Origin of the sequence: Flavobacterium sp. 5 (genome assembly GCF_002813295.1) — a bacterium.
GTDB lineage: Bacteria > Bacteroidota > Bacteroidia > Flavobacteriales > Flavobacteriaceae > Flavobacterium.
Window position 1 is genome coordinate 2,081,497 of sequence record NZ_PHUE01000001.1, and the last position, 25,141, is coordinate 2,106,637.

The following is a 25,141-nucleotide window of genomic DNA, read 5'->3' on the forward strand; positions in this document are numbered from 1 at the left end:
ATTGTATAATTCTTTTAGTTATTCAAAATGATAAAACAAACTCCTGCTCAAATTTTTAAATCCAATTTAAGAACTGTCATTAAAACAGATGTTTTTCTGAATTTAGCAACTTTTAACTTTGGAATTTATCAAGATTCGTCTCGAAAACCATTTGGCACTTTGAAGGTTTTTAATGAAATAACACTGGCTCCTTTACAAAAAGTACTGACCTTAATTGACACCGACACCGAAATAGTATTCCTTCCTCTTTTTGGAGGAATTACCTATAAAGACGATACAGATAATGAAGATTTCATTAGAATTGAACAAATAAAACACATATCAGCACGAAAAGGGATATCGCTTGAAGTTTCTAACCCCTATGAAAAAGAAAACGTAAGCTATTTAGAAATTTGGTTCTCAACAAAAACTGCCAATTTTAAACCAGCTACAAATCGATTTGATTTTGGATTTTCTGAAAGAAATAGATTAAATCCACTTTTTGACTTCTCGAATACAATGGGTTTCATAGGCATTTATGATGGTAGAAAAGAAGGTTATTATGCTTTAAAAGACAATTTTAATGGTCTTTTCATTTTTGTAATTAAGGGCGCATTTGAAGTAGAAAACAGATTATTACAAGAAAAAGATGGTTTGAGTTTAAAGAAAACAGAAACAGTAGAATGGGAAGCACTCTCAGAAAATGCCATTTTATTAGTGTTTGAAGTTCCAACAGAAAATTTATAATCCACTATGTACAAAGCCAAAATAAGACTCGCTTACAGAATAATTATTGATAGCACTTCTTCCTACTTATGGAACCAATACGTTTGGGAAGACACGTACAAAGAATATGTAATGCAACATCAGCAATTTAACTCAAAAGAAAATCCAAAAAAACAATTTAGAGAATTATTGGCTGAAAATGAAAAGGCTATTCAATTGCATTATTTGGTGGGAATTGCTGCTAATAGCTATATTGATCAATTAAAAGGGAATTTGTATCGTGTAACCGATGTACTTGGCAATAACTACTTCCAGTTCACAAATTATCAGTTAGATATCATCAATACAGATATGACTGACCGGTCAATTCATAAAATAGGCATCACATTTTATTCGCCATTGCTGACATTGGTTGATATTGTCGAAAGCAATTATTTGGTTTCTAAAAATAATGAAAATACCAACAGTTGGGAGACTGTAATGTATCCAATACAACCCAATTTATCTATTTGTTATTACCAAAAAAATGATTTTGTTCCATGATTCAAAAAAACAAAAAAACGCTTTAATAAGCGGTTTTTTGTTTTAAAATTGGGTTAAATAATGTTATCTATTTTTTAACAACTTTTTTAATTGTTTCCCCAGAAGTAGTATATAATTTTACGATATAAGTGCCCGAAGAAAACTTAGACATATCGACTTCAGTTCTATCTGCACTTTGTATTTTAGCTGAGTATAATTCAGCTCCATTCATTGAATAAATTGAAATTTTAGTTGGCGAAATTAAATTTGAAAAAGATAAATTCATTTGGCTACTTACTGGAACTGGATACAACTGAATACTTGAAGATAATTGTTCCAGAGTTGGACCAACAGATAAAGAACCCGATGGTTTACCAACATTAATTTTCACAATAAATGACTGCGAGTTACTTGGTGTACCAATTGCAAAAATATAATTATCTAAATCACCTACTGATTTTGCTTTAGATTTACTTGTAACTAATGCAGTTTCTTCATCTAATGCAATAATATCCGTGACTTGATCTATTCCAGCTGGCATTTCGAAATTATTTACAAAAGTACCATCAAGATTTAATGCAGTTACTTTTCCATCCACTTCTGTAATATATAAAACTGCCCCACCTTGCTCTAATTTCACATAACCATGGTCTGTACTATAGCCAATTGGCGATGCTTTTTGATTTTCATTAAATGGTAAATCCATTTCACCATCTTTCGAAAGTTTAACGACCTGATTAGCATCAGAAATCCCATTAAAAATTTTAAAACCACCTGCAACAATAATTTCACCAGTATCAAGAACTTTAATTTTCTCTATTGAATAATCCGGACCTGAACCGTTTATATTAAAAGTTTCATCAATTGAACCATCTAAATTAAATCTCAACAATTTATAAAGATGATCCGAATTAAAAGTAGTATACATAACTCCACAAATAATTTTATCATCTTGTAATTCAAACTTAACTGCTGTAGTCCAAAAATTTTCAATTGGATTAAAATTAAAAGTTAGCTCTACAGTTCCGTCTGCATTCAATTTACAGAATGTCCCTGAATCGCTAGCAAGTATTTTACCATCATTTAAAACTTTAAACTGATACATGTTAATCAATTGAGTATCTGTTTTAAAATCAAAATCTTTTAAAACTTCACCTTTACTATTTAATTTTAATAATTTATTTATAGTACTAACAAAAATAGTATTATCATCTACAATTTGGAACTGTCTGATTTCTCCTAAATATTTTGGCAAAACAAAAGATTTATCAACTGTGCCACTTTCATCCATCAAAGCAATGCCAAAAGTCTCAACATCATTAACTTTTATAAAATCACCTGAAACAACTAATTTACCATCTAAATAATCACCAATTTGAAAACTACCAAATCTGCTTGCTTTTAATTCAGAAGATTCCAATAGACTACCTGATAAATCGCACACGGATACACCATATTTATTTCCTGTATTTTCAGAATTATTATATAAAATTTTATCACCTACTATACCCATAGTAAAATCATAACTGGTTTCATTTAATTTTCCAGGGGAAAAACTAGCATCCAACGATCCATCAGAATTAAGTCGGATAATATAAAAAGTAAATTCTACACCATTATTAATTCCGGCACTAATGTATATGTAAGTATCTTTTATTATAACAGTTGAGTTCTCATAACTATAATACTCACAAGAGAAACTATTATCAATTGAACCGTCTGTATTTAATCTAATCATATTTGCGTTAGATACTAAATCAGTACTAGGCTTAAAATTTCCTCCAATTACTAATTTATCATTATTCTGAAGTGTCATAGAAAATGTGCGGCCTTTTGCACCTATACCCACATCAAATGTATCATCAATTGTTCCGTCAAATTTCAACTTTACGATACTATTTTTAGAAATTCCATCAACAGAACTAAATAAACCACTGACAAATATACCATCATTCGAAACCACAACAGTATTTGTTGAAGCATTAAAAGCTAAATCATTATTAAAAGTTTCATCTAATGAAAAATCACTATTATATCTATGAAGATAACAACTTGTAAAGCTATAATAACCTATTTCTCCACCAGTAACCAATATTTTATCATCACCCTGAACCGCAATAGAAGTAGCGTTAAAAATTGTACTAACTTCCTTTATAATTCCACCATTCGAATCAAGTTGATATAACATAAAATAATCAGCATATCCACTATTCCCACTAGTTGTTAAAACTATAATATTACCATTACTCTGAAATTTAACATCCTTTATTTTAAATTTAAGATCTCCATTGAAAACAAAAGTTTCATCAAGAGAATAATCAGCATTCAATCGGATAAGATTTTTTACAGTTTTGTCTTTATAAAATCCAATATCTCCACCCAATAAAATTTTTCCATCGGGAAGTTCTTTTATTACAGCAACTTTTGCTGATTTATAAGGAATAGGTTTTACAAAAGTTTCATCAACGGTTTGAGCATAAGATGATAAAATTCCGAAAAGAGTAAGCAATAACAATGAGTAAAATTTCTTCATACGCAGTATTTGAAAGATTAATTTATTTGGTTCCTTAAACTAAAAGATTATTAGTTTAAGTGGTAAATGTAGTTTTTATATTGATGTATATTATGAAATACCACGAAAAAACAAGAATAATCATAGCTTTTTTTAATCTAGTCAAAATATCTCTCTCCCAGATAAAACAGCTCTTTATCTTCAAAAAGGAAATTAAACCAAAAAAAATGAAGTAACCTTTTACCATCAGCAATACTAAAAGCAGAAAAAATAATTTATGGTAATTTCATAAACGGCTTCTACCTTCATTTTTATTTGTTCTCTATTTTTTATTAAACAAACTCATTCACAAACATTTGAGTTAAACACAAAAAAATACTTCTTTATAGGTATTTTAAGTCGTGCAATAAAATTATAATTTTACAAAAAATTAAATCAAATTTTATGAAACAGCTTTACTCAAAACTTTATTTATTATTGACCATTAGTGTACTACTACTTGTGTCATGTTCAAAGGAAGATACTACAGAAGAACCCATTAAAGAAGTAGGTGGTGAAATTTCACGATCACAACTAGTAACCATAAATTTACCAGACGCCAATTTATCTAATAATGAATACCAAGGTGATTTTGATGGAGTTACTATAACTTTAATAAAATCAGGGAATGATAAATTAGTTTTTTTATTGCCTTATTCAACAACTCTCGGGGTACATACTTTAACCATTCCCGCCTTAAACAGTGCGACTTTCACTTATGATGTTAAAGATACTTTGCTTACTGGCACACCCGATGCTGCAATGTCTGATTTGTTTGTAAACCTAAACACCTTTGAGCAAAATTTAGATGATTCTCAAGAAGCTACAGTATTAAAAAATGCTATAAATACTTTTAATACTCAATATGAAAGTGCTTCTATTCAGGAGAAAACACAAATAGCTATATTATACAGTGCAAATAAGGCAAATTTTGACAAAATCTTTTCATTTGATGCCGCTACTACCAAAGGGTTTTCTTTTTCATTACCAGCTTCCGTTGGTAAACATATAGCTGCTGTTGGTCTAATGGGAGCTGCAGTTTTACTAATTCCTACCTCTCCGATTTTAGGCGGAGTGGCAGCTTTGGCTGGTGCTTATAAAGCTTATAAAGCTAATGAAGAAATAATAGATAATACGGTATTAACAATAGCAACTCATTTTGGATACAATTCTGGCAAGAGAGAGGATGCTATATTTATGCTAACAGATGGTGTAGAAACTACTATTAAGGCTGATTTTATTCAAAGAGGAATAATTACTGGTGATAGAGCGAACACGAATCCGTCACTTCAACAATATTTTGAATCATATGACCAATATAACTATTATGCTGAAAAAGAAAATATTGAAATTCAAAAAGCAAATGCAAGCAAAGGGCTTGATTATGGTTCAGTTACTTTAGAAACTTTAAAATCATCTGATACTGAAACAGCTATATTAGCCAATTCTGAAAATTTTAAAAACATTCAATTTTCAATAAGCGATTCAAATTTAGAATTAGTTTCATCAAACCTAGAAAAAGATGGACAATTAAATTTTGAAGTAAAAATAAAAGAAAATTCTAGTCAATCAGTTGTTGAATCTTTTATTGATTACAAATACACTGATGAAATAAGTTCTTTTTCTGGTAAATTACCAATCAAAGTGGTTCGTTCAATTGTAGGTACTTGGGAAATGGAATCATTCAATAATGGTTTATTACTTGGTCAGTATGACGATGTTTATTTTAATTGCAACATAGTAGGTGGTGCTTATACTTATACAAGTGAAGTTTTAGTATTTACTGAGAACACTTATACTACAAATGGCACATCAAACCATATTTACTACAATTTTCAAACTGATAAAAATTGTGTAGTTACTGAAGACGGAAAAGATACTCAGGAAACAATTAATGACTCATCCAATGGTACCTATATTCTTAAGGGAAATAGTTTAGAGGTAACAGATGCTGGTGAAGTTAGTTCGATTCCATTAATTTTTATTTCTAACAATAAATTAAAGGTTGGTGAAAATGTTTATGTTCGAAAAAATTAGAACCATAGATATTCTAAAATGGGACTTCCTTAAATATTTCTGAATTAAAATAACTAAAAAGACCGCTAAAGTATAGCGGTCTTTTTGATATAAATATTTTCTGCTTTATCTAAAGATTCTCAAAGAAATCATTTCCTTTATCATCAGTAATAATAAAAGCAGGGAAATCTTTGATAGTAATTTTACGAACAGCTTCCATACCTAATTCCTCAAAATCAACTACCTCAACCGAAAGGATATTTTCTTTAGCCAAAATAGCTGCAGGACCTCCAATAGACCCTAAATAGAATCCACCGTAAGTTTTACAAGCATTCATAACATCTTTGGTTCTGTTTCCTTTGGCAAGCATTACCATACTTCCACCATTTTTTTGGAATTCCTCAACATACACATCCATACGACCCGCAGTTGTAGGACCAAAACTTCCCGAAGCCATTCCTTCTGGAGTTTTTGCAGGACCTGCATAATAGATTGGGTGATTTTTAAAGTATTCTGGCATTGGTTTACCAGCATCCAATAATTCTTTGATTTTTGCGTGTGCGATATCACGAGCAACAATCAAAGTTCCGTTTAGCTTTAAACGGGTTTTAATTGGATATTGTGAAAGCTTTTTAAGAATATCAGTCATCGGTTGGTTCAAATCAACCTCAACTGCTGGTTCCAAATGTGGAGCTGTTTCTGGCAATAATCGTTTTGGATTTACTTCTAATTGTTCTACAAAAATACCATCTTTGGTAATTTTTCCTTTGATATTTCTATCAGCAGAACAAGAAACTCCTAACCCAACTGGACAAGAAGCAGCGTGACGTGGCAAACGAATTACACGAACGTCATGTGTAAAATATTTTCCTCCAAACTGTGCTCCAATAGCACTTTGCTGGCAAATTAACTGTACTCTTTTTTCCCACTCCAAATCACGAAATGCCTGACCAGACATGTTTCCAGTTGTCGGTAAATGATCAAAATAACCTGCAGAGGCTTTTTTTACAGCAGCTAAATTTGCTTCAGCAGATGTTCCTCCAATTACTAAAGCCAAATGATAAGGCGGACAAGCCGAAGTTCCTAAATCCATTATTTTGGCACGAATGAAAGCATCCAATGATTTTTCATTCAATAACGATTTTGTTTGCTGGTACAAATATGTTTTGTTGGCAGAACCTCCACCTTTTGCTAAAAACAAAAACTCATACGAAGCTCCTTTTTTAGCATAAATATCAATTTGCGCCGGAAGATTAGATCCAGAATTCTTTTCCTCAAACATGCTTATCGGTACAATTTGAGAATAACGAAGATTACGCTCCTGATAGGTGTTAAAAATCCCCCTAGAAAGCCATTCTGCATCATCGGCTCCCGTATATACATTTTCACCTTTTTTGGCCATTACAATCGCTGTTCCGGTATCCTGACAAGAAGGCAACTCGCCATCGATAGCCACAACTGCGTTTTGCAATAAATTATACGCCACAAAACGGTCGTTGTCTGTCGCTTCTGGATCGTCAAGAATTGCTTTTAGTTTTTCCAAATGTGAAGTTCGCAACATAAACGAAACATCTTTCAATGCTTCCTGAGCCAACAATTCCAATCCTTTTGGATCGACAGTAAGAATTTCGCGTTCTCCAAATTGTTCCACTTTTACAAAATCAGAACTAATTTTGCGGTATTGCGTATCATCTCTTAAAATAGGATAAGGATCCTGATATATAAAGTCCATAGTTTGTTTTTTTTAAAGAAAGCCAAATATAAGAATTGTTCAAAGAAACATAACTGATTTATATCACGTTCCGTAAAGAAATTATTAAAATATTAACTCAAATATTTATTTTAGAAACTGTAACATCAGCCATTTTGGGTTGGATGTGTCCTGCTCTCCGCTTTATCTTTATAGTTTTAAATAAAAACCACAAAGGATATCACTTCGATCAGGGCTAAGAGGAAAGATTTTACTTCTTTGCTATGATTTACAATTACCATCAAATCGGCTTTATAAAAAAGAAAAACCTCACATAATGCTACCGTGTGGACATAAGTATAAAATCAACCACAAATTTCACAAATTAGCACAAATTAGCACAAATTTGAATATGCTAAATCAACCCAATAACTATTTTCACTATACCGATTTGCGCTAATTTGTGAAATTTGTGGTTAAAAAGTAATATTTACTATTTGTGTCCACACGGTAGCATTATGTGAGGCTTTTATATTATACATAGATTTTGAATCAAAAAATTAATTAACCCAAATTATGACTTTTGATTTTTACGAATGAATTTGGCAACATCTACCATAGGAGCATTCCAAATTTCCTTTTCATGTAATTTCATAAATTGCAGTAATTCTTTATGGGCTTTTGCAGAAACATTGATAGCATGTTCTCCACCAACACCATGAAATAAAAACACTAATAAAGTATGAGACTCAATTGCTTTTTTAACCAAATCAATCATATAATCACCAGAATGACCATCGATATAAAAACAATTGATATTATTTAAATCAACCTCTTTTATATGTTGAAAACCAGACTGAACACCTCTAGCACCAACAAAATCATTTTTTAAATCATCATAAAAATTAACTGAACCAATTTTAGTATCTCCACATGGAAACGCAAAAGTTCGTTCTGTTTTACCGTCTATTGCCTGCAAAAGAGTATTTGTAACTCTAATTTCGTTGACTGCTCTTGTCACTGTATAATTATTAAGCGCTCTATCAGGACTTACCCAAGACCTACCTTGAAAAGTAGCATCACATGGATGCATTAAAGAATGATTACCCAATTCATGGCCTTTTTGCACAGCCAATCTCCACTCGGGAATTCGTTTGCTTACAGCAGAAGACTCTCCAATCAAATAAAATGTTCCTTTGAGACCAAGCGAATCAAGAGCTGGAATTACAATATCCAAATCTATATTAAGAGCGTCATCATAAGTAAGTACAACGGCACATTTTTTATTGTTCCATAATTCAGTTTGCTGTGATTGAGCCTGTTGTCCAAACATTAACAGTAATAAGATAATGATGCCTTGTATTTTCATAGTTATAAAATTTACTAAACGTTTAATTAACTGAAATTAGCTTAACATCGAAAATCAAAACAGATCCCCCAGGAATACCCCTATAATCGTAACTACCGTAACCCAAACTAGCTGGTATTAAAAGTTTACCACTTCCCCCTTCTTTAAAATATGGAATTCCTTCCATCCATCCTTTTATTACACCTTGCAGGTTAAATGAAATGCCAGTACTACTTCCTTGATCGAAAACAGTTTTATCAGTATAATAGCCTTTATAAGCAACCGTAACATTTGAAGTAGCTGTAGGTTGTTTACCTGTCCCCGCTTCGTCAATTACATAATACAAACCAGATTCTGTTTTTACGGCATTTAGTTGATTGTCTGCAATATATTTCACAATTTTGGCGTCATTTGCAGCACTGAATTCAACCGAAATCAATTTAATCTCAAAAATTAATACAGAGCCTGCTGGAACACCTTTATAATCATTACTGCCATAAGCCAAATGCGCTGGTATCAACAGAATGCCACTTCCACCTTCTTTAAAAAAAGGAATACCCTCAATCCAACCTTTTATCATTCCCTGCAAATTAAAAGTATAACCAGCGTCTGTACTTTGATCAAGTATCTTTTTGTTAGTATAATACCCTTTGTAAGAAACAGTCAAATTTGAAATTGCTGTAGGTCGCTTGCCTGTTCCTTCTTCGTTAATTACATAGTACAAACCTGAATCTGTTCTTTTTGCATCTAGATTGTTCTCTGTTACATAAGCCTTTATTTCAGCTTCATTTTGAGCGCTATAATCTACTTCTTCTTTAGAGTCACTGTTACTGCAAGACATAAAAAGTACAGCAATAATAGCAAGGAATGAATATTTCATAAATAAATTTTAATAGTTGTTGGTAGCAAATATAACTTTTTTGGCATAGCACCAATTACTAATATTTTCTTAAAAAAAATAACTTTTAAAATTAATAAACTGTTCAGTAGCTAATGCTTAATAACATTTGGTTTAATTAAACTGTAATTAACAGCGGCATACAATAACAGCTTACCAAAACTAAAAAAGCTACAGTTATTGATCTGTAGCTTTTTTAGTTTTTTGTGAATAGAGAGTTCTATTTAACTGAGTTTAATTTAATATCAAAAACCAGTACTGATCCTCCAGGAATTGGACCTTGTCCTCCAGGACCGTATCCCAAATCAGAAGGAATTAAAAGAATTCCTTTACCACCTTCTTTAAAATACTGAATTCCTTCTGTCCAACCAGCAATTACACCACGTAAAGGAAAAGAAATCCCTTTTTTATCACTCTGGTCAAAAACTTCTTTATTGGTAAAATATCCTTTGTATGCAACTGTAACTTCAGAATCAACAGTTGGCTGTTTTCCTGTTCCCGCTTCTTCAATTACATAATACAAACCCGACTCAGTACGTGTTGCTTTTAAATGATTATCTGCAATATATTTTACGATTTCGGCCTCATTGTTTGGGACAGCCTCAGTATTAGCAGCAGGAGTTATATTTTCTTCTTTTTTCTTGTCATTACAAGACATAAAAAGCACAGCTACAAGAGCTAAAAAAGAGTATTTCATTTGTTGAGATTTATTGTTTGAGTAAAATTTAAGCTAATAAACTAGTAACTAAGAATAAGATAAGTAAACCTATCGCAATGTATTTAGTATATTTTGACATTTTTTTCTGTTTAATTGGTTAATAATAGATTGTGAGCATCCAAAAGAATGAAAAATAAATTAAAACACCTAATCTTCTAAAATTAATTTGCAGTTCTTTTTTTTAAAAAAACCAACTAGCCACAAATATAGCTGTAATTACACAAATCAAATCGACCAAAAGCATCGTTCCTAAAGCGTAACGGGTATTTTTGATATTTACCGAACCAAAATAAACGGCAATTACATAGAAAGTACTTTCGGCACTGCATTGAAAAATACTACTTAACCTTCCCGTCATAGAATCGGCACCAAAAGTATTCATCGAATCAATCAAAAAACCTCGTGAACCAGCAGAACTAAACGGTCTAAGCAATGCTACTGGTAAAGCATCAGTAATTTCTTTATTGACACCCATATTAGAGAAAGCAAATGCAATCCAGTTGCTAATAATTTCAAATAAACCACTGTTTCTGAATAAAGAAATAGCCACCAACATTCCCAAAACATAAGGAAAAATGGTAACTCCTGTTTTGACTCCATTATTGGCACCTGACACAAAGGCTTCAAAAACTGTGGTTTTAGCATCTGTAAATTCCTTCTCTTTTATAAATGAAAATAGCAAAGTAAAAGCAATAATTCCAACCAATATCAAAGCAGAAAGATTAGATGTAAAATAGTTTTTTCCAATTAAATCTAAGTGGTTTACGTACATCAACAAACCAACTATGGCGGCAATTAATGTTATCAGAGCCACAACCAATGAAGCGCTTTTGAAATTAATTTTTTGCTTGATTCCAACAATTAAAAAAGCAGCAATAGTACCAATAAAAGAAGTTATAATACAAGGTAACATTACATCGGCTGGGTTAGTAGCATTCGCAGCAGCGCGATAGCCAATAATAGATGTTGCAATTAATGTCAGCCCCGAAGCATGCAGACACATAAACATAATCTGAGCGTCGCTGGCTTTGTCTTTTTCGGGATTTATTTCTTGCAAACTTTCCATGGCTTTAAGCCCAAATGGTGTCGCAGCAGAATCTAATCCTAGGAAATTAGCAGCAAAGTTTAACGTCATGTAGGATATAGATGGGTGATCCTTAGGAATACTAGGAAACACTTTTACAAATACAGGACTCAATAGTTTAGCTAATTTTCCAGAGGCTCCAGAAATGATTAAAAGTTCCATCAATCCGCAGAAAAAGGCCAGATAAGCCATAAGTGGCAAAATCAAATCAAGCAAAGTACTTTTACAAGTTGGTAATAAACCATCCGATTTTTGAACTCCGCTGAAAATCTTTACTGTTTTATTTTTATAAACATAAGTTGTGTCTGCATTTAGCGTATCACGATTGATAATCATGGTTTGATCTGTTGCTTTCTTAATACTGTCTTTGATAAAAGCAGGAACTTGTTCAATATATTTTTCAGAAATTAAAACAGGATCGTCTTTTTTTCCATTCAAAACATAATCAATGGTATAGGTATTGGCAGTAAACAAACTGACAACAATAAAAACAATCGAGGAAATAAAAATAACCAACCAGAATCTACTTAATACCATAATTTATATTTTTTGTAAATGTAATAAATCAATAACAATTTCAATATAAAGGGCAAACTGCAATTTACATTTTAAAATTACTATCAAAATTAATTTTTTAAACATCACTAACCTCTAACAAAATCATTAAGTCTTCTCATCGTGAATAAAACAAAATTTAAATCATACCATTTTAATCTTTTTCATAGTGATTGACTATTCAGTCAGTATTTTTTTATATCAAAAATACACTTAAAATTATTATCACGATTAATCTATTGATTGGTTTTAAATGTTTTGCCTATTTATCTTAGAAAATAAAGAAACCTACTCAATTATAACTTTGGTTTCCAGATAATTTTCAAAATGTTTAATCTCTTCAAAAACAATACTCTTTTTAGCTTCATCTGTAACAGTAAAAAACTGCGTTTCTACTTTCATGTGATCTTTTTTGATGGTTCGTTTCCAGGTTCCAATGACTTTGCCGTTTTCGAGAATGACGGGTTTAAAAATGCCATTATTTGTAAATGCTTTAGGTTGATGCTCTAATAAAATGGATGCTTCTCGAGTTTTATAGGAGATTAAAATCTCATCAAAAGCAGGTAAAAAATGCACACTTTCGTGAAAGTTATCAATATCAATTACATCAAGTCTAAACCAATACTTCTGATTATTAATTTCAATCGAATCCAATTCAGACTCTATTAAATTAATTACTGATTTAATTATTGCTATTGAAAAACCAGACCACCACGAAAAGTCGAGCAAAGTTGCTGGACCATGGCTTTCAAAATACCGTTTGGCTAATTTAGCTAGCGCTTCTTCTGTAGTAAGCTTCATTTCGGATTTCAAAACTCGTTCATCGAGCAAAGCATAAGTAATTTGCTTCCCTTTCATTCTTCCATTACAGACCAAACCATCCAGTTCCGCATTCATCATTATTACAGCACTAAGAAAATCCTGACTAGAAGTTTTTTTAATATCTAGTTCTTGCATGATTTCATCGCGTGTCAGATGATTATTTCCTGCTAATAACTTTTCAATCGATGAATTAGTTTGATCCAATTTTTTGTCATCAAAACCATACTTTTTTGCGGCCGAGGCTGTAAATTTTTTTACTTGTGGTGCAGAAAGAGCTAACATCCAACGAATATCTTCGGCAGCTACAAAATGCCACGTTGGTCTTAAAATATGTGTTCTAATAATTTCACCCGAATTAATAGCTTCTTCAATACTTTTTTCAGAAGCATCACATCTCGAGCCAATCGCCCATTTAGCCATAGCATAATCCTGCGCTTGCATAGCTCCAAGATGCCGTACGATTTCTTGTGGTGTTTGCTGAGTCATTTTAAAAATCTTTTGCGAAGCAAGTCGATAGTTTGCAATTTCCTGATGTGTCATTTTTAAACCATATAAGTTATATAAGTTCATTTAAGTGTGGTTCTAAAACTCAGCCACTTTGCATATTAGAAACTTAGCTACTTAAAAAAACTATACATGAATAATCTCTTCTTCAATCAATAAATCCTCTCTTCGTAAGCGAAGAAATATTTGCGCTACAGCAATTGTATCTTTTTCACAATAAGTGACTATTCGGTCAATGTCTTTTTCTACATAAAAAACGTACCCAACCTGGCTACCGTCGATATCGCCTTTTGGAGAAGGAATACCAAGGACTTTACACATCAATTTTAAAGAAGTATAATGTTTGTAATCACCAAATTTCCATAATTCTAAAGTGTCCAAGTGCGCAATTTCCCAAGGTTTTTTACCAAATAAATTCAGCTTGTCGGGAATTGGAATCTGATTGATAATCATCCTACGGGCAAGAAACGGAATATCAAATTCCTTAGCATTGTGTCCACACAAAACATGTTGAGGCCCGTTGAAATGATTATTCAACAAATTATTGAAATCTTTTAAAAGTTTCGGCTCTTCGCCAAAGAAAGAAGTCACTCTAAAGTTTCGAATATCACCTTTAATGACAAAATATCCCACAGAAATACAGACAATTTTCCCAAATTCAGCCCAAATTCCAGCACGGTCATAAAATTCTTCAGCTGTAAAATCATCTTTGCGTTGGTATTGTGTTTTTTGCTCGTACAACACTTGCATTTCAGAGTCCAAAGCATTGTAATCTTCAGATTCAGGAACAGTTTCTATGTCTAGGAAAAGGATATTGTTGAGATTTATTTTCTCTATCATAATAATTAATTTAAATCTGAATTTCAATAACAAATCAAATCTAATAATTTAATTGATGAAAATTCGTTCAATTCTTCTTTATTTAACTAGAATAAGCTTTGCTGAGTCGTTGGATTTTCAAGTTCTAGTAGCCATTTCTTTCGCCATAATCCACCTGCGTAACCCGTTAGCGATCCATCGCTTCCTATAACACGGTGACAAGGAACAACAATCCAAAGTGGGTTTTTCCCATTAGCAGAAGCTACAGCACGAATTGCTTTTATATCACCTAATTTTTTTGATAAATCCATATAGCTTAATGTTTTACCATAGGGTATCTCTAGTAGTGCTTTCCATACTTTTTGCTGAAAATCTGTTCCTTTAGGATTCAGTTTAAAATCAAAATTTGTTCTTTTACTGTCAAAATAATCCGTAAGTTGAGAAACAGCTTCTTTTAGAATAACCGGGATTTCATTTGATATTTCACCTTCAGCTAATATTGAAATTACCGAAATTCCCTTTTGGTCACCTATGATTTTTGCAATTCCCAATGGAGTCTTGAAATACGCCGTAGATTGATCGTTATTCTTCATTTTTCACATTTTGTTGCATTAAAAATTGTATGGCTGCTTTGGATATTTCTGATTGGCTTCCTTTTGGAGTAGCCAATAGAATATGGGTAAAAAGAAACCTTCTTTTGATTTCTACGAATTCCAATTCTGGATAATTATAATTTTTCATAATCGCAGTTGGAACAATCGAAATACCCAATCCGCTCTTTACCAGCTGGATAATCGACGAAATGTTATTGGATTCATGAACAACTTTTGGTTCAAAACCATATTGAGCACAAATTTGCAATAAAACATCGTAAAAGTAAGGAGCATAATCTTTATTAAAAAATACAAAAGTTGCATCTTGTAATTTTTTCAGTTCCTCTTCTGTAGTAATATTATATTTATTTCTGTTAAATACAATGGAGAAACTGTCTTTGAACCATAATTGAGAATCTATTTTTGAAGAATACAAAGGCGCACGAATAATTCCAAAGTCTATTTTTCCTTCTTCCAAAGCAGCAATTTGTTTGACTGTTGGTACTTCGTAAAGCCGAAAATTTACAAAAGGATATTTCTCAGAAAGAAATTGCAACAGCTTTGAAATATCTCCCGAAAAAGTAGAACTGACATAGGCAATGCGAAACTCACCACTTTGATTTTCAGCAATTTTTTTGGTAGTCAAATTGATGCGTTCCAAGTTTTGAACCAATTCCTGAATTTCCTTTTGGTAATATTTTCCAGCCTCAGTAAGAATTACGCGTTTATTGTTACGCTCAAAAAGCTGAGCTCCAATTTCAGTTTCCAATTCTTTAATCTGACGACTCAAAGGCGGTTGAGAAATGAATAATTTATCCGCAGCACGAACAAAGCTCAATTCCTCAGCTAATTTTAAGAAATATTTTAAGTGACGTAATTCCATAAATACTTATTAGGTATTAATAATTGACAAATTAAGCATTTTTAAGTCATATATAAAAATTTTAAGTTTGTAATGTGAAAATTAAAAATTTAGTCATTAAAACTAATAATGAGTTCGTTACAACCAAATATCGATAATTAATTTTGACACTAATACTAAATATAAAAACAAAATAGTATGGAACAGATTTGGAAAGACAGATGGGACAAAAGATACAGCAACAAAGAATTTGCTTATGGAGAAGAGCCTAACAAATACCTAAAAGAACAACTAGACAAATTAAAAGTGGGAACTATTCTTTTTCCTGCAGAAGGAGAAGGCCGTAATGCCATTTATGCTGCCAAATTGGGTTGGAAGGTTTTTGCTTTTGATATAAGTCTGAAAGGAAAAAAGAAAGCACTACAACTTGCAGAATCAAATAATGTGACGATTGACTATCAAGTTGGCGAACTGGAAACAATAGATTATGAACATGATCAATTTGATGCTATTGGGCTTATTTACGCTCATTTTCCAGCTACAATCAAATCCCAATATCATAAAATTTTGGATCGTTATTTACGAAAGGGAGGAGTCGTTATTTTTGAAGCTTTCAGTAAAAAACATCTTCATTATGTTCTAAAGGATGAAAAAATTGGAGGTCCAAAAGACATAGAATCTTTATTCTCGATAGAAGAAATAAAGGCTGATTTTCCAGATTACGATTTTGAAGAATTGGCAGAAAAGGAAATTGAACTTAACGAAGGAATATTTCATAACGGAAAAGGTTCAGTAATACGATTTGTGGGAAGAAAAAAATAAAATTAGAAACTATGAAAAAATCAACAGTAAACGAAATCAAAGAACGTTTTGACAATGATGTCGAACGATTCGCCAATTTAGAAACAGGACAAGTAGCAACAATGGATGCGCAAATTTCATTAGACCTTTTGACAGCTTCTGCTAAAGCGATAAAACCAAATGCAACCACCGTTTTGGATCTAGGTTGTGGAGCAGGAAATTATACGTTGAAAATGCTTTCTAAAGTTCCTGATTTGAACTGTACTTTGATTGATTTGAGCCAAAATATGTTAGATAAAGCTCAAGAGCGAGTTTCGGAAGGGACAGCCGGAACTGTAGAAACGATTCAAGGGGATATCCGAGATATAGATTTACCTAAAAATCATTTTGACATTATCTTAGCTGGAGCGGTTTTGCATCATTTAAGAGAAGATTCGGACTGGGAATTTGTTTTTAAGAAATTGTATGATAGTTTAACAGACGGTGGTTGTTTGTTGATTTCGGATTTATTGACTCAAGATAACGAAGCGATAAATCAATTGATTTGGGGCAGATATGGTGATTATTTGAAGCTACACGGTGGCGAGGAATACCAACAAAAGGTTTTTGATTATATCGAAAAAGAAGATACTCCGAGATCGATGGTGTATCAATTGGATTTGATGAAAAAAGTAGGTTTTTCGAGTGTTGAAATTTTACACAAAAATGCTTGTTTTGGAGCTTTTGGTGGAATCAAATAATTATAAAAAAACAAAAACCATCTCTAAATTGAGATGGTTTTGTGTGTTTTTTTTTACTACCAAATAACCTTGTCATTTTTCGACAGAGTTGAAAGAATTTTGAAATGATACTTTCAAATATTTTCTATAATCAAATTTGGAAATTAATGAGCCTTTGGAATAGTGTTTATAAGTTTTCAGTTTTTGCTTTATACCAAAAGTAAATTGCAAAAATTGTTGTGATAATTGGGAGCATTATTCCAAATTCATCTATCCAAAATTTACTTATCTCATTTGTTGATGTTAATGGAGTAAATATTTTCTGTATATAAATATTATGAACTGAATGATAAAGAGCTGCAGGCCATAGACTATTTGATTTATAAGTATAGTAAGTCAAAATAACAGACATTCCTATTATCATTACTGTAAATGAAACTATATGAATTAAAATATCGTTACTTCCTTTATAGATTAAGAAAATAAGAGGCCAATGCCAGAGTGACCAAATTAGACCACTAATTATTGATACGCCTCCAAAAGAGAATATTTTTCTAAGTTCAAAAATAAAAAATCCCCGCCATCCTATTTCTTCACCTAAAGTAGAACCTATGTTTTTTACAACACCTACTGTTGCTAAAAGTAAAACCATCAATAGTATTACAAAAAAACTATTGAATTCTTTTATTCCTAATTCATTAGACCATTCGACAACTGTATTTTGATTAAATAAGCTTCCAAAACCAAATATCCATATTAAAATATATGCTATTGATATATAAATAGTTGGAACTAAATATGATAATCGTAAATATTTAATTTTTTTCAATTCCCAAGGTAAACTTGAAATAGGTCTTTTTATGATTTTTAATGTAATGAATGCAGATAATGCAGGACACATCATTAATGCTCCAACATAAATACTTGTAGGATTTAATTTTATTATAGCATAATAGCAAATTGCACTAAGTATAATTAAAATACTTAAAAATAATATCAAAGTTTTCCAAACTTGTTTTCGAGAAATTAAAAGTGTATCCATATTGTAAGTAGACGTTTTAGTTTATTTTTTGTTACATTGAAATAGATAATAGTCCGAGATCAATGGTATATCAATTGGATTTGATGAAAAAAGTAGGTTTCTCTAGTGTTGAAACTTTACACAAAAATGCATGTTTTGGAGCTTTTGGTGGGATTAAATAAGTGTTCAAACGAAAACCCTTTCAGAGTTTAAAACTCTGAAAGGGTTTCACGGAAAGGATTTTAATATTAAGATTTGTTCTTTTAGAAGTATTATTTCAGATTGGAATCGATATAAGCTTCTAAACCTTTCAATTCTTCGTCTGAAAAGGTTCTGGTAATTTCTATATTGGCTCTCATTACTTCAAACTGACTTGGGTCAACAATAGCTTCGCCTTCGCCCTTGAAGAAATTAACTAGATTGCCATTTTTATCTTTATAGATTTTGGCAATTTCCTGAAGACTTGGTCCAATCAATTTTTTATCTACTTGATGACAAGCAACGCAATTTCCTTTACCTTCAAAAATTTCTTTTCCTAAAGCTTCTGGTGTTTGAGCTTCTGTTGTAATTTCAGTAGGTTTTCCAAAAGATTCCTGACTTTCTTTTTTACAGGATACTAATACAAAAAGAGTAACGGCTATAATTATTTTCTTCATGATTTTATTTGTTTAAAAGTATCGCAGCTTCTTTGGCGAAATAAGTAGAAATCAGACTTGCTCCTGCCCTTTTGATACACATCAATTGTTCCATCATAATTTTGTCGTTATCCAACCAACCTCTTTCGGCAGCAGCTTTAATCATTGCATATTCGCCTGATACATGAAAAACAGTCACAGGAACATTAACTGCATTTTTAACTTCACGAACGATATCTAAATAAGCGATTCCAGGTTTTACCATGACCATATCGGCACCTTCTTCGACGTCCCAAAGTGCTTCTTTGATGGCTTCGATGCGGTTAGCATAATCCATTTGGTAGGTTTTTTTGTCTTTTGGAACTACAACATTAGCTTCTCTTGGTGCGCTGTCTAAAGCATCACGGAAAGGTCCGTAAAACGCCGAAGCATATTTTGCCGAATAACTCATGATTCCCACATTGTGAAAACCTGCGACATCCAATCCTTGGCGTAAACGCAATACACGACCGTCCATCATATCCGAAGGCGCTACAAAATCGGCACCAGCTTCGGCGTGAGAAACTGCCATTTTTACTAACGCATCGTTAGTTGAATCATTTTCAACATCGCCATTGGCAATAATTCCGTCGTGACCATAAATCGAATAGGGATCTAAAGCCACATCGGGCATTACAATCATTTCTGGACAAGCGGTTTTGATAGCCCGGATAGCTTGTTGCATCAATCCGTTTGGATTCCAAGCTTCTTTTCCAGTATTGTCTTTTAAATCTTCACTAACTTTTACATAGATATTTACGGCACGAATTCCCAATGCGAATAATTCTTTGACTTCTTCAACAGTTAAATCAATAGAACGACGGAAAATACCTGGCATCGATGGAATTGCAACATTTACGTTTTCGCCTTCAGCAATAAACATTGGAAACATAAAATCGGATGGACTTAAAGTCGTTTCACGTACTAAAGAACGAATGGATTCGTTGGTTCTTAATCTTCTACCTCTTTGTAATGGGAACATAATTATTTGTGATTTTTAGCTCCATTGGAGCGATATGTTTATAGAAATATTAGTGTTGTTTTCTTGAGCTCCAGAGGAGCGACATTTTAATCGCAATGTATTATTCTAATTCTTCAAAAATATATTCGTCTTTGTATTCAATTTCAAATGCTTTTAAAAAATCGATGTATTCTTCTTTAAATGTTTTCGTTTTATGATGTTCTTCCTGATTTTGGATATAATTGATAACATTTGTCAATTGTGATTGACTATAACTGAATGCTCCAAATCCTGTTTGCCATTCGAATTTACCATTTATCCATCTTTTTTCATTGATAAATCGAGAAGAATTAGCTTTTATATCTCTAACCAAATCTGATAATGCTCTATTAGGTTTTAATCCAATTAGAATATGAATATGATCAGACATTCCGTTAATAGCTATCAATTTTTGATTTTCATTTGTAACAATTCCTGTTATATATTTATACAATTCGTCTTTCCATTTGTTGGAAATCAAATTTTGTCTGCCTTTGACAGCAAAAACAATTTGAATATATAATTGGGAATATGTGTTTGCCATTATAAATTTATCTATAAATATTCAGCTATAAATATAACGCTCCTATGGAGCTCAGTTGAATACGTAAATTTTTTTTCTATAATTATAGCGCTTCTACGAAGCTATCCAATCAATCGGATTTTCTAATACTTTTATCAATTTCTCTTCTTCACTTCCAACTTCAGGATGATGATCATAAACCCACTGAACATGTGGTGGTAAACTCATCAAAATACTTTCTATTCTTCCGTTGGTTTTTAATCCAAACAATGTGCCTTTGTCGTGAACCAAATTAAATTCAACATAACGACCACGTCGGATTTCCTGCCATGTTTTTTGTTCTGGTGTATAGGGCAAGTCTTTTCTTCTTTCTACAATTGGCACATATGCTTGAAGAAAGCTATTACCGACTTCAGCTACAAAGTTAAACCAATTTTCCATACTCATCTCTTCGTTTGCTTTGCAATAATCGAAGAATAAACCACCGATTCCTCTGCCTTCGTTCCGATGTGCATTCCAAAAATAAGTATCACATTGTTTTTTATATTTTGGGTAAAACTCTGAATTGTGTTTGTCACAAGCTGTTTTGCAGGTTTGATGAAAGTATTTTGCATCTTCTTCAAACAAATAATAAGGCGTTAAATCTTGTCCACCACCAAACCATTGTTGAATCACATTACCGTTATCATCGTACATTTCGAAATAGCGCCAATTAGCGTGAACGGTTGGCACCATTGGATTTTTTGGATGCAAAACCAAACTCAATCCACAGGCAAAAAAATCGGCTTCGCCAACGTTGAATAATTTCTGCATGCTCTCTGGTAATTTACCATGAACAGCTGAGATATTTACACCGCCTTTTTCAAAAACAACTCCATTTTCGATAACGCGGGTTCTTCCGCCACCGCCTTCTGGACGATCCCAAAGATCTTCTTTGAATTTCGCTTGACCATCAACAGCTTCTAATCCTGCTACGATTTGGTCTTGTAGGTTTTGTATGTAGGCGTAAAATTTATTTTTCATTTTTTAAATATTCAGATTTAAGCAAACCGTAATAAACAGTGTTTTCTAATGTTCCATCACCGTTTCTAAATTCGTCTCGTAAAATTCCTTCTTGTTGGAAATTATGTTTTAATGCAATTCTTTGGCTTGCAAAATTAACATCTGAAGTGCAGATAAAAACCTTATTCATCATCAATTCGTTGAAACAAAAATTGAGAGCTTCAGCAACCATCTTTGATGTAATTCCTTTTCCTTGAAAATCTTCTGCGATAAAATATCCCAATTCGCACTTAGAAATGCGATAATCTATGGTTTTTATACACAAATAACCAATTAAAGTATTTGTTTTAATATCTCTTGCGAAAAAATAAAAACCTTCTTTGTTCTTCTCTTTGTCAAGATTGACAGCGATGAAATTCTCTGCCTTTTTAAAAGAATCAGAATTGGTAAGAGTTACAGGGAAAGTTTTTGCAATATGATTTTTATTCTTATCAATAAGTTGATGGAACTCTTCGGGAAGAATATTTTCAATTCGGTCTATTTTCCAATCTGTAAAACTCATTTTTATTTGTTTTTAGCGGAAGCGATTTTAGCATTTATTCCAAAAGAAAACATCTTACTTTCCGATTGAATATGATTGTAAATAGCAATTATTTTTTCATTTAAATCAAAGTTGTTTTCTTTAGAAAGCGCCACTAAAAAATCAGCAAATTGTTCTTTTTGATTCCAATCAAAATGCAATCTATCCAAAAGTACAACTAAATCATTTGCTTCTATTTCGACCAAACTTTCAACATTCAATCCAAAATCTTTGAGCTGTTCTTCAACTTGATTTAAATCCTCAAAAGTCCAAACCTTTGGAACAAAAACAATAGACATCAACCTTTTGAGGATGTTGTCTATTCGCTGACTTTCCTGATCTTTTAAGCCTTTGTTTAGCATTTTATAAGTTGATTGTTAATGATTTATAGTTGATAGTAATTGCAAACCCAACAACTATCAACTACAAACTATCAACTATTACTGTCCGTATTCTTTCACCGCTTCCACAAAAGCTTTCGCGTGGTCAACAGGAATATTTGGTAAAATTCCGTGACCTAAGTTTACGATGTATTTATCTTTTCCGAATTCGTCAATCATTTCGTGTACCATTTTTTTGATGACAGGAATTGGCGACAATAATCTTGATGGGTCGAAATTACCTTGTAAAGTAATCTTTCCTCCTGATAAATAACGAGCATTTCTAGGCGAGCAAGTCCAATCTACTCCAAGAGCAGAAGCTTTACTTTTACCCATATCGTTCAAAGCAAACCAACATCCTTTTCCGAAAACAATAACTGGAGTAACCTCAGCCAATGCTTCAACGATTTGGTTAATGTATTTCCATGAGAATTCTTGATAATCTACAGGAGAAAGCATTCCTCCCCAAGAATCAAAAATCTGAATAGCATTACAGCCTGCTTTTACTTTTTCTAATAAATATAAAATAGTAGTATCGGTGATTTTTTGCAATAAAGTGTGCGCTGCTATTGGGTTTGAAAAACAAAATCCTTTAGCTGTATCAAAACTTTTTGACCCTTTTCCTTCAACAGCATAACAGAAAATTGTCCAAGGTGAACCTGCAAAACCAATCAAAGGCACCTCATCATCAAGCATTTCTTTGGTCAATCTGATTGCATCAAAAACATAACCTAAAGTTTCATTTACATCCGGAACATATACCTGATTCACTTGCTCCATCGTACGAATTGGATCTGGAATAATTGGTCCCAAATTATCTTTCAATTCTACATGAATTCCCATCGCTCTTGGCACTACCAAAATATCCGAAAACAAAATAGCCGCATCTGGTTTTACAATACGAATCGGTTGAACGGTAATTTCTGCCGCTAATTCTGGAGTTTCACAACGGGTGAAAAAATCATATTTATCACGCAAAGCTCTAAATTCTGGCAAATATCTTCCTGCCTGACGCATCATCCAAACTGGTGGACGTTGTACTGTTTCTCCTTTTAGTGCTTTTAAAAATAGGTCGTTCTTTAACATAATTGTATAGATATTGGCTCTAGTGCTGAGCTATTTATTTTATTTATATTCTTCTAGTACTGCTTCAATTACATCTTCAACAGAAGGTTGGTCAGCGATGATGATGTTTTTTGCTATATTTTCTAATGCAGATGCCGTGGTATCGCCAATGCAAAAGCATACTTCTTTTTTGATTGTGTTTTCTTTTAAATAACTTTCCACTCCCGAAGGGCTGAAAAAAAGAATAGCATCTACAGCATTCTTTATTTTATGAGGTGTTAACGAAGTTTCGTAAACTTGAATTTCGTTCCATTTTATCCCAGCTTCTGTCAATGCAGTTGGCAATGTATCTCTTCTAAGATTACCACTGAAAAAAGTGAAACTTTCGGAATTGTAAATCAAAGTAATTATTTCTGCTAAATCAGAAGCATATCCTGTATAAGCGATTACTTCAAAACCACTTTCGGAAAGTAATATTTTGGTTTTCAAACCAACACAATATATCTTTTTAGTTTTTAATATTTCTAAATCAGGATGTTGTAGAATGGTTTCAACAGCATTTTGACTGCTAAAAATCAAACTTTCGTTGATGTTCTTTAAATCAAAAGGTTTAATTTTGCTAGTAATAAAATCATTTTCAGCGAACTCTAAACCCGCTTCAATCAGTGGTTGTTTTTGATATTCAGCAAGTATTTTTGTAGAGAGTATTTTCATGATTTTATATTGAGGAAATCGAATTATTTTTTCAAAGTTGCTTTTATCGTCGCCATCAATTCAGCTCCGCCATTATCTAATATTTCTTTAGCACAGCTAAAACCTAATTTTTTCCACTCTTCAACGGGAACAATTTTTTCGATTTCTAATTTTTGTTTTCCATCAATAGACAATAAAATTCCTTTAAAAGTAAAAGTATCTTCTATTTCACAATAAGTTGCTAATGCACCTATAGGCGCTGTACAACCTCCTTCAAGGATTTTCAGGAATTGTCTTTCTATATGAGTACAGATTTCTGTTTCGACGTCATTAAGTTGAGAAACAGCATCAAGTATATAATCATCGTTTGCCATAGCCACAACAACCATCGCGCCTTGCGCTGGAGCAGGAATCATCCAATCCAAATCGATAAAATCTGTTGGTTTTAAGTTGATTCTTTCCAAACCTGCTGCTGCGAAAACAGCGCCATTCCATTCGTTATCTTGTAGCTTTTGCATTCTTGTATTCACGTTTCCACGTAAATCGACTACGGTATGAGTTGGGTATTTGTTCAGCCACATCGCCTGACGACGCAAACTTCCTGTTGCAATCGTTCCAGTACTTTCAAGAAAATCCAGATTTCCTTTGTGAACCAAGATATCCAAAGTATTGGCTCTTTCCAAAACTGCTGCTTGAACAATTCCAATTGGCAAAGCAGTAGGAACATCTTTCATCGAATGCACGGCAATATCGACTTGCCCATTTATCATCGCAATGTCCAATGTTTTTGTAAATATTCCAGTGATTCCGAGTTCGTATAGAGGTTTATCAAGGATAATATCACCCTCCGATTTTACGGCAATAATTTCAGTTTTATACCCTAAATCGTTTAATTTTTTTTCAACGGTATGCGCTTGCCAAAGTGCTAATTCACTATCGCGTGTTCCTATTCTAATAACTTTTTCAGCCATATTATTTTAAAAACATTGTTTTATT

At 32.4% G+C, this 25,141-nt stretch carries 25 protein-coding genes; 5 read left to right on the forward strand and 20 right to left on the reverse strand.

Features of this window, described 5'->3' with window-relative positions:
• The first annotated feature begins 27 nt into the window (after positions 1-27).
• Together CLU82_RS08440 and CLU82_RS08445 are read left to right on the forward strand one after the other, a co-directional pair.
• Positions 28-726, forward strand: a complete 699-nt coding sequence (locus CLU82_RS08440) for a pirin (protein ID WP_100842678.1) — start codon at positions 28-30, stop codon at positions 724-726.
• A 6-nt stretch (positions 727-732) separates the two neighbouring features.
• A complete protein-coding gene (locus CLU82_RS08445; protein WP_100842679.1) occupies positions 733-1,248 on the forward strand; it encodes a hypothetical protein in 516 nt (171 codons plus the stop codon).
• Between the two features lie 67 nt (positions 1,249-1,315).
• On the opposite strand, the gene CLU82_RS08450 is transcribed toward CLU82_RS08445, so the two are convergent.
• Positions 1,316-3,760 carry a T9SS type A sorting domain-containing protein gene (locus CLU82_RS08450; RefSeq protein WP_100842680.1) on the reverse strand — a complete coding sequence of 815 codons (2,445 nt, stop codon included), beginning with the start codon at positions 3,758-3,760 and terminating at the stop codon, positions 1,316-1,318.
• Positions 3,761-4,183: 423 nt separating this feature from the next.
• Here CLU82_RS08450 and CLU82_RS08455 point away from each other — a divergent pair, with 423 nt between their 5' ends.
• Complete coding sequence (locus CLU82_RS08455; protein WP_100842681.1) at positions 4,184-5,815, forward strand: hypothetical protein; 1,632 nt, start codon at positions 4,184-4,186, stop codon at positions 5,813-5,815.
• 109 nt (positions 5,816-5,924) lie between these two features.
• Here CLU82_RS08455 and CLU82_RS08460 read toward each other — a convergent pair whose 3' ends face one another.
• From CLU82_RS08460 to CLU82_RS08500, 9 genes are all read right to left on the reverse strand, one after another.
• On the reverse strand, positions 5,925-7,526 hold the full coding sequence (locus tag CLU82_RS08460; protein ID WP_100842682.1) for a fumarate hydratase: 1,602 nt from the start codon (positions 7,524-7,526) through the stop codon (positions 5,925-5,927).
• Between the two features lie 532 nt (positions 7,527-8,058).
• Complete coding sequence (locus CLU82_RS08465) at positions 8,059-8,853, reverse strand: polysaccharide deacetylase family protein (protein WP_100842683.1); 795 nt, start codon at positions 8,851-8,853, stop codon at positions 8,059-8,061.
• 22 nt (positions 8,854-8,875) lie between these two features.
• Positions 8,876-9,712 carry an FKBP-type peptidyl-prolyl cis-trans isomerase gene (locus tag CLU82_RS21150; RefSeq protein ID WP_369829006.1) on the reverse strand — a complete coding sequence of 279 codons (837 nt, stop codon included), beginning with the start codon at positions 9,710-9,712 and terminating at the stop codon, positions 8,876-8,878.
• A 238-nt stretch (positions 9,713-9,950) separates the two neighbouring features.
• Positions 9,951-10,427 carry an FKBP-type peptidyl-prolyl cis-trans isomerase gene (locus tag CLU82_RS08475; RefSeq protein WP_100842684.1) on the reverse strand — a complete coding sequence of 159 codons (477 nt, stop codon included), beginning with the start codon at positions 10,425-10,427 and terminating at the stop codon, positions 9,951-9,953.
• Between the two features lie 202 nt (positions 10,428-10,629).
• Entirely contained in the window at positions 10,630-12,069 is a 1,440-nt protein-coding gene (locus CLU82_RS08480; protein WP_100842685.1) for a nucleoside recognition domain-containing protein, read from the reverse strand.
• Positions 12,070-12,375: 306 nt separating this feature from the next.
• The gene (locus tag CLU82_RS08485) at positions 12,376-13,479 is read right to left on the reverse strand and encodes a winged helix DNA-binding domain-containing protein (protein ID WP_232735231.1); all 1,104 of its coding nucleotides are present in this window, start codon (positions 13,477-13,479) and stop codon (positions 12,376-12,378) included.
• A 60-nt stretch (positions 13,480-13,539) separates the two neighbouring features.
• On the reverse strand, positions 13,540-14,253 hold the full coding sequence (locus CLU82_RS08490) for a 3'-5' exonuclease (protein ID WP_100842687.1): 714 nt from the start codon (positions 14,251-14,253) through the stop codon (positions 13,540-13,542).
• An 86-nt stretch (positions 14,254-14,339) separates the two neighbouring features.
• Complete coding sequence (locus tag CLU82_RS08495) at positions 14,340-14,825, reverse strand: methylated-DNA--[protein]-cysteine S-methyltransferase (RefSeq protein WP_100842688.1); 486 nt, start codon at positions 14,823-14,825, stop codon at positions 14,340-14,342.
• Positions 14,815-15,708 (reverse strand): LysR family transcriptional regulator, encoded by an 894-nt coding sequence (locus CLU82_RS08500; protein WP_100842689.1) that lies wholly within the window; start codon positions 15,706-15,708, stop codon positions 14,815-14,817. The genes CLU82_RS08495 and CLU82_RS08500 overlap by 11 nt, the downstream gene beginning before the upstream one ends.
• A 177-nt stretch (positions 15,709-15,885) precedes the next feature.
• On the opposite strand from CLU82_RS08500, the gene CLU82_RS08505 reads away from it, so the two are divergent.
• Positions 15,886-16,509: a bifunctional 2-polyprenyl-6-hydroxyphenol methylase/3-demethylubiquinol 3-O-methyltransferase UbiG gene (locus CLU82_RS08505; protein ID WP_100842690.1), complete on the forward strand. Its 624-nt coding sequence runs from the start codon at positions 15,886-15,888 to the stop codon at positions 16,507-16,509.
• 11 nt (positions 16,510-16,520) lie between these two features.
• Positions 16,521-17,228, forward strand: a complete 708-nt coding sequence (locus CLU82_RS08510) for a trans-aconitate 2-methyltransferase (protein WP_100842691.1) — start codon at positions 16,521-16,523, stop codon at positions 17,226-17,228.
• A gap of 166 nt (positions 17,229-17,394) precedes the next feature.
• Here the strand turns inward: CLU82_RS08510 and CLU82_RS08515 are convergent, their stop codons facing one another.
• The 10 genes from CLU82_RS08515 to hemC form a co-directional block, all read right to left on the reverse strand.
• Entirely contained in the window at positions 17,395-18,249 is an 855-nt protein-coding gene (locus CLU82_RS08515; RefSeq protein ID WP_100842692.1) for a CPBP family intramembrane glutamic endopeptidase, read from the reverse strand.
• A gap of 251 nt (positions 18,250-18,500) precedes the next feature.
• Positions 18,501-18,884 (reverse strand): c-type cytochrome, encoded by a 384-nt coding sequence (locus CLU82_RS08525; protein ID WP_100842693.1) that lies wholly within the window; start codon positions 18,882-18,884, stop codon positions 18,501-18,503.
• 4 nt (positions 18,885-18,888) lie between these two features.
• Positions 18,889-19,884 (reverse strand): porphobilinogen synthase, encoded by a 996-nt coding sequence (hemB, locus tag CLU82_RS08530; RefSeq protein WP_100842694.1) that lies wholly within the window; start codon positions 19,882-19,884, stop codon positions 18,889-18,891.
• A gap of 100 nt (positions 19,885-19,984) precedes the next feature.
• Positions 19,985-20,446, reverse strand: coding sequence for an IS200/IS605 family transposase (gene tnpA / locus CLU82_RS08535; protein ID WP_100842695.1), 462 nt, complete (start codon positions 20,444-20,446; stop codon positions 19,985-19,987).
• Positions 20,447-20,539: 93 nt separating this feature from the next.
• Positions 20,540-21,448 carry an oxygen-dependent coproporphyrinogen oxidase gene (gene hemF, locus CLU82_RS08540; RefSeq protein WP_100842696.1) on the reverse strand — a complete coding sequence of 303 codons (909 nt, stop codon included), beginning with the start codon at positions 21,446-21,448 and terminating at the stop codon, positions 20,540-20,542.
• Entirely contained in the window at positions 21,438-21,989 is a 552-nt protein-coding gene (locus CLU82_RS08545; protein WP_100842697.1) for a GNAT family N-acetyltransferase, read from the reverse strand. Before CLU82_RS08545 ends, hemF begins: the two co-directional genes overlap by 11 nt.
• Before the next feature lie 2 nt (positions 21,990-21,991).
• Positions 21,992-22,369, reverse strand: a complete 378-nt coding sequence (locus CLU82_RS08550; protein WP_100842698.1) for a hypothetical protein — start codon at positions 22,367-22,369, stop codon at positions 21,992-21,994.
• A gap of 78 nt (positions 22,370-22,447) precedes the next feature.
• The gene (gene hemE, locus CLU82_RS08555) at positions 22,448-23,473 is read right to left on the reverse strand and encodes a uroporphyrinogen decarboxylase (RefSeq protein WP_100842699.1); all 1,026 of its coding nucleotides are present in this window, start codon (positions 23,471-23,473) and stop codon (positions 22,448-22,450) included.
• Between the two features lie 39 nt (positions 23,474-23,512).
• The gene (locus CLU82_RS08560; protein ID WP_100842700.1) at positions 23,513-24,166 is read right to left on the reverse strand and encodes a uroporphyrinogen-III synthase; all 654 of its coding nucleotides are present in this window, start codon (positions 24,164-24,166) and stop codon (positions 23,513-23,515) included.
• Between the two features lie 23 nt (positions 24,167-24,189).
• Complete coding sequence (gene hemC, locus CLU82_RS08565; protein ID WP_100842701.1) at positions 24,190-25,116, reverse strand: hydroxymethylbilane synthase; 927 nt, start codon at positions 25,114-25,116, stop codon at positions 24,190-24,192.
• Positions 25,117-25,141: the final 25 nt, after the last annotated feature.

Excerpts from the sequence above, each read along its gene's own strand:
- CLU82_RS08440 (WP_100842678.1), top strand. The coding sequence starts at position 28 with ATGATAAAACAAACTCCTGCTCAAATTTTTAAATCCAATTTAAGAACT.
- CLU82_RS08445 (WP_100842679.1), top strand. The coding sequence starts at position 733 with ATGTACAAAGCCAAAATAAGACTCGCTTACAGAATAATTATTGATAGC.
- CLU82_RS08450 (WP_100842680.1), bottom strand. The coding sequence starts at position 3,760 with ATGAAGAAATTTTACTCATTGTTATTGCTTACTCTTTTCGGAATTTTA.
- CLU82_RS08455 (WP_100842681.1), top strand. The coding sequence starts at position 4,184 with ATGAAACAGCTTTACTCAAAACTTTATTTATTATTGACCATTAGTGTA.
- CLU82_RS08460 (WP_100842682.1), bottom strand. The coding sequence starts at position 7,526 with ATGGACTTTATATATCAGGATCCTTATCCTATTTTAAGAGATGATACG.
- CLU82_RS08465 (WP_100842683.1), bottom strand. The coding sequence starts at position 8,853 with ATGAAAATACAAGGCATCATTATCTTATTACTGTTAATGTTTGGACAA.
- CLU82_RS21150 (WP_369829006.1), bottom strand. The coding sequence starts at position 9,712 with ATGAAATATTCATTCCTTGCTATTATTGCTGTACTTTTTATGTCTTGC.
- CLU82_RS08475 (WP_100842684.1), bottom strand. The coding sequence starts at position 10,427 with ATGAAATACTCTTTTTTAGCTCTTGTAGCTGTGCTTTTTATGTCTTGT.
- CLU82_RS08480 (WP_100842685.1), bottom strand. The coding sequence starts at position 12,069 with ATGGTATTAAGTAGATTCTGGTTGGTTATTTTTATTTCCTCGATTGTT.
- CLU82_RS08485 (WP_232735231.1), bottom strand. The coding sequence starts at position 13,479 with ATGAACTTATATAACTTATATGGTTTAAAAATGACACATCAGGAAATT.
- CLU82_RS08490 (WP_100842687.1), bottom strand. The coding sequence starts at position 14,253 with ATGATAGAGAAAATAAATCTCAACAATATCCTTTTCCTAGACATAGAA.
- CLU82_RS08495 (WP_100842688.1), bottom strand. The coding sequence starts at position 14,825 with ATGAAGAATAACGATCAATCTACGGCGTATTTCAAGACTCCATTGGGA.
- CLU82_RS08500 (WP_100842689.1), bottom strand. The coding sequence starts at position 15,708 with ATGGAATTACGTCACTTAAAATATTTCTTAAAATTAGCTGAGGAATTG.
- CLU82_RS08505 (WP_100842690.1), top strand. The coding sequence starts at position 15,886 with ATGGAACAGATTTGGAAAGACAGATGGGACAAAAGATACAGCAACAAA.
- CLU82_RS08510 (WP_100842691.1), top strand. The coding sequence starts at position 16,521 with ATGAAAAAATCAACAGTAAACGAAATCAAAGAACGTTTTGACAATGAT.
- CLU82_RS08515 (WP_100842692.1), bottom strand. The coding sequence starts at position 18,249 with ATGGATACACTTTTAATTTCTCGAAAACAAGTTTGGAAAACTTTGATA.
- CLU82_RS08525 (WP_100842693.1), bottom strand. The coding sequence starts at position 18,884 with ATGAAGAAAATAATTATAGCCGTTACTCTTTTTGTATTAGTATCCTGT.
- hemB (WP_100842694.1), bottom strand. The coding sequence starts at position 19,884 with ATGTTCCCATTACAAAGAGGTAGAAGATTAAGAACCAACGAATCCATT.
- tnpA (WP_100842695.1), bottom strand. The coding sequence starts at position 20,446 with ATGGCAAACACATATTCCCAATTATATATTCAAATTGTTTTTGCTGTC.
- hemF (WP_100842696.1), bottom strand. The coding sequence starts at position 21,448 with ATGAAAAATAAATTTTACGCCTACATACAAAACCTACAAGACCAAATC.
- CLU82_RS08545 (WP_100842697.1), bottom strand. The coding sequence starts at position 21,989 with ATGAGTTTTACAGATTGGAAAATAGACCGAATTGAAAATATTCTTCCC.
- CLU82_RS08550 (WP_100842698.1), bottom strand. The coding sequence starts at position 22,369 with ATGCTAAACAAAGGCTTAAAAGATCAGGAAAGTCAGCGAATAGACAAC.
- hemE (WP_100842699.1), bottom strand. The coding sequence starts at position 23,473 with ATGTTAAAGAACGACCTATTTTTAAAAGCACTAAAAGGAGAAACAGTA.
- CLU82_RS08560 (WP_100842700.1), bottom strand. The coding sequence starts at position 24,166 with ATGAAAATACTCTCTACAAAAATACTTGCTGAATATCAAAAACAACCA.
- hemC (WP_100842701.1), bottom strand. The coding sequence starts at position 25,116 with ATGGCTGAAAAAGTTATTAGAATAGGAACACGCGATAGTGAATTAGCA.